At 67.1% G+C, this 3,357-nt stretch carries 2 protein-coding genes and 2 pseudogenes; 1 reads left to right on the top strand and 3 read right to left on the bottom strand.

Annotation, left to right across the window (positions count from 1 at the left end):
- From X803_RS20405 to X803_RS20415, 3 genes and pseudogenes are all read right to left on the bottom strand, one after another.
- Positions 1 to 667: MFS transporter (locus tag X803_RS20405; protein WP_156930093.1), on the bottom strand; the 667-nt coding region annotated here is incomplete at its 3' end.
- A 31-nt stretch (positions 668 to 698) separates the two neighbouring features.
- A pseudogene (locus tag X803_RS20410) lies at positions 699 to 1,739 on the bottom strand (MFS transporter); the annotation flags it as partial.
- Positions 1,729 to 2,760 carry a proteasome assembly chaperone family protein gene (locus X803_RS20415; RefSeq protein ID WP_084033832.1) on the bottom strand — a complete coding sequence of 344 codons (1,032 nt, stop codon included), beginning with the start codon at positions 2,758 to 2,760 and terminating at the stop codon, positions 1,729 to 1,731. The pseudogene X803_RS20410 and the gene X803_RS20415, both read right to left, overlap by 11 nt.
- A 289-nt stretch (positions 2,761 to 3,049) precedes the next feature.
- Here X803_RS20415 and X803_RS20420 point away from each other — a divergent pair.
- Positions 3,050 to 3,357: pseudogene (locus X803_RS20420) on the top strand (M17 family peptidase N-terminal domain-containing protein); the annotation flags it as partial.

The following is a 3,357-nucleotide window of genomic DNA, read 5'->3' on the forward strand; positions in this document are numbered from 1 at the left end:
AGGTCCGGGCGAAATCGAAACCGATCATGGACCCGGGTCCGCCGACGGCCAGCGTCACCACCAGCAGCACCAGCAGCCAGACGGGTGCCTGCCCGGGATACGTCAGAACCACCAGCCATGCCAGGGCGGTCGCTGCGGTGATCGCCAGGACCATGGTCGAACGGCGCAGCGGGTGTCGGGCAACGTAGACGCCGAGGAGCGGTCCGCAGATCATTCCGACCACCACGAAGAGCGTCATCAGCACTGAGGCCGTGGGCGCCGCCAGTTCCTGCGCGCTCACCAGATAGGGGTACCCCCAGATCAGGACGAAGACCGTCCCCGAGAACTGTGTTGTGAAATGGCACCAGAGACCCAGGCGGGTGCCCGGCTGCTTCCAGGCCTCGGTCAGCGAAACACCGGTCTGGCGCAGCGACACGCGGTGTCGCTGGTCGTTTCCCTGCGGGTGGTCGCGGATCAGCGAGAGCGCCAGGACAGCGGAGAGGACCCCGAGTCCGGCCGCGGAGAGGAACGCTGTGTTCCAGCCTGCGACCTGCAGGACGGCGAGGAAAGGGATAACGCTGATGATCTGGCCGAATTGGCCGAGGATACCGGTGAGCTGGGTGAGCACCGGGATTCTCCGCGCCTCGAACCACGCCGGGAGCAGCCTGAGCACTGCCACGAAAGTCATGGCGTCACCGCCGCCCACGAGCAGACGCCCGGAGCCGAGAGGCGGGGTTGAAGGTCCGGGCGAAATCGAAACCGATCATGGACCCGGGTCCGCCGACGGCCAGCGTCACCACCAGCAGCACCAGCAGCCAGACGGGTGCCTGCCCGGGATACGTCAGAACCACCAGCCATGCCAGGGCGGTCGCTGCGGTGATCGCCAGGACCATGGTCGAACGGCGCAGCGGGTGTCGGGCAACGTAGACGCCGAGGAGCGGTCCGCAGATCATTCCGACCACCACGAAGAGCGTCATCAGCACTGAGGCCGTGGGCGCCGCCAGTTCCTGCGCGCTCACCAGATAGGGGTACCCCCAGATCAGGACGAAGACCGTCCCCGAGAACTGTGTTGTGAAATGGCACCAGAGACCCAGGCGGGTGCCCGGCTGCTTCCAGGCCTCGGTCAGCGAAACACCGGTCTGGCGCAGCGACACGCGGTGTCGCTGGTCGTTTCCCTGCGGGTGGTCGCGGATCAGCGAGAGCGCCAGGACAGCGGAGAGGACCCCGAGTCCGGCCGCGGAGAGGAACGCTGTGTTCCAGCCTGCGACCTGCAGGACGGCGAGGAAAGGGATAACGCTGATGATCTGGCCGAATTGGCCGAGGATACCGGTGAGCTGGGTGAGCACCGGGATTCTCCGCGCCTCGAACCACGCCGGGAGCAGCCTGAGCACTGCCACGAAAGTCATGGCGTCACCGCCGCCCACGAGCAGACGCCCGCCGATGCCGGCAGGAACGGACTCGGCGAACGCGAGTTGGGTCTGGCCAAGTGCCATCAGCACGGCGCCGCCGACGATCATGATGCGCGGGCCGAACCGGTCGACCAGGACGCCGACCGGGATCTGCAGTCCCGCGTACACCACAAGCTGTGCGACGGTGAAGACTGCGAGGGCGGAGGCAGTGGCGCCGAAACGTTCGGTTGCCTCAAGGCCCGCAACACCAAATGAAGTGCGCTGTGTGACCGCTATCAGGTACGCCAGGACGCCGGCACCCCACACCAGCCAGGCGCGCCGGTCCGTCCGGGAAACCGGCTCAGTCGCCAGGCTCTTCGCCCCCGTCCCCGGTGCGGTGGTGGGAGCCGTCATCGTCAGTGTCCTCGCCGGTCACGGTTTCCGCCGCAGCGGCCGCGTCCCGGAAGGTCTGGGCAAGTTCGTTCGCCGCAAGGGGGCCGGCGAGGTAGGCCTCGACGGCGGCTCCCAGCTCCTCGGCACTGGCCAGTTCCATGTTCTGCTTGACCAGCAGTGAACGGCGGGATCCGTCGGAGTGCTCGTCGTAGCGCTTCTCCAGGGATGAGACCACGCCCTGCACTTCGGCCGAATTATCGACCTGCCGGGTGATCTGCCGCTCCACGTCGCGGCCGGCCTCCCGCAGCCTGTCGGTGGGCAGCACACGGCCGATGGAGGCACCGACGTATTCCAGCGCTGTTACCGCGGCCGGCGGATATTCGGCCTCGGCGAGGTAGTGGGGCACGTGCACCACATAACCCACGACGTCGTGCCCCGCCTCCATGAGGCGCAGTTCCAGCAGGTGACCGATCGAGGACTGCAGTTCCGCTGTCGGCTTCCAGGTGGATCCCATTCCTTCGATGAGGTCGCCCCGGTTGCCGTGAACGGTCACTCCGAGGGGGCGGGTGTGGGGAACCGGCATGGGCAGCGAATGGACCCAGGCAACCAGCGGCACTTCGAGCAGGTCGACCAGCTGCCCGACGGCGGCGCAGAACCTTTCCCACTGGAGATCGGGCTCCATGCCGCTGAGCAGGAGGAACCTCTCCCCCAGCCCGTCGCGCAGAACCCGGAGCTCGAGGGCAGGAGCCTGATAGTCCGTCAAATGGTCCTGTTCGAAGGTGATGCGTGGCCTGCGGCTTCGGTAATCGATGAGCTGATCGGTGTCGAACACAGCCAGGACCTCATGGTCCAGAGAGCCCAGCAGCTCATCGCGTACCTGCACCACAACGTGACCGGCATCCACAAATCCGGTGAACCCGGCGACCAGCGGCAGGCCCCGCAGGGACGGGTCGGCACTGATCGAGTTGCTGACGTTGTACAGGCTCTGCGGCTCCAGCATGCTTCCTCCTCAGCTCGGATCCGGACGTTTGCGGGGGTTCCGCGGGCGCCTCGCAGTACGTGCGCCCCCGGCCTCGCAGTACGTGCGCCCCCGGTTGACAACCCTAGTTGATGCGCCGCGTTTTCTTTCCGTCCGTGTAACGCGCCGCGGAGCTTCCGTGATTCCCCAACCCGTGCCCGTAGGACGCATGTCACAGGGTGCGGCTACGATCTACAGGAATGGATGAGCGCAACGAAATCCGTACGCGAGTCCAGGTACCCCCAGCCATCGGAAGCGAGGACGAACCTTCGTGAGCAACACCAGCGATATCCACCTGACCGCAGTCTCCCGGGACATCAAGAAGTCCGCGTGCGAGGTCCTGGTGATCGGCACCGGTCAGAGCCCCGACGGTCCCGTACTCCTGGACAACCCCCTGACTGCCAAGTCCGCGCGGGCGCTGACGGACAGCCTGCCCTCGCTGGGCATCACCGGGGCCGCTGACGAGGTCCGGCGCTTCCCCGGCCTGCCGGAGACCGGGGCAGACGTGCTCGTCCTGGCCGGCACCGGCCGCACCGCGGTGGGTTCGCCCCTGACCGAGGAGCGGTTACGGCGGGCCGC

Origin of the sequence: Arthrobacter sp. 35/47, from assembly GCF_000520475.1 — a bacterium.
GTDB classification, from domain to species: domain Bacteria; phylum Actinomycetota; class Actinomycetes; order Actinomycetales; family Micrococcaceae; genus Arthrobacter_D; species Arthrobacter_D subterraneus.

What these genes read in the sequence shown, in the direction of transcription:
- X803_RS20415 (WP_084033832.1), bottom strand. Translation starts at nt 2,760, where the DNA reads ATGCTGGAGCCGCAGAGCCTGTACAACGTCAGCAACTCGATCAGTGCC.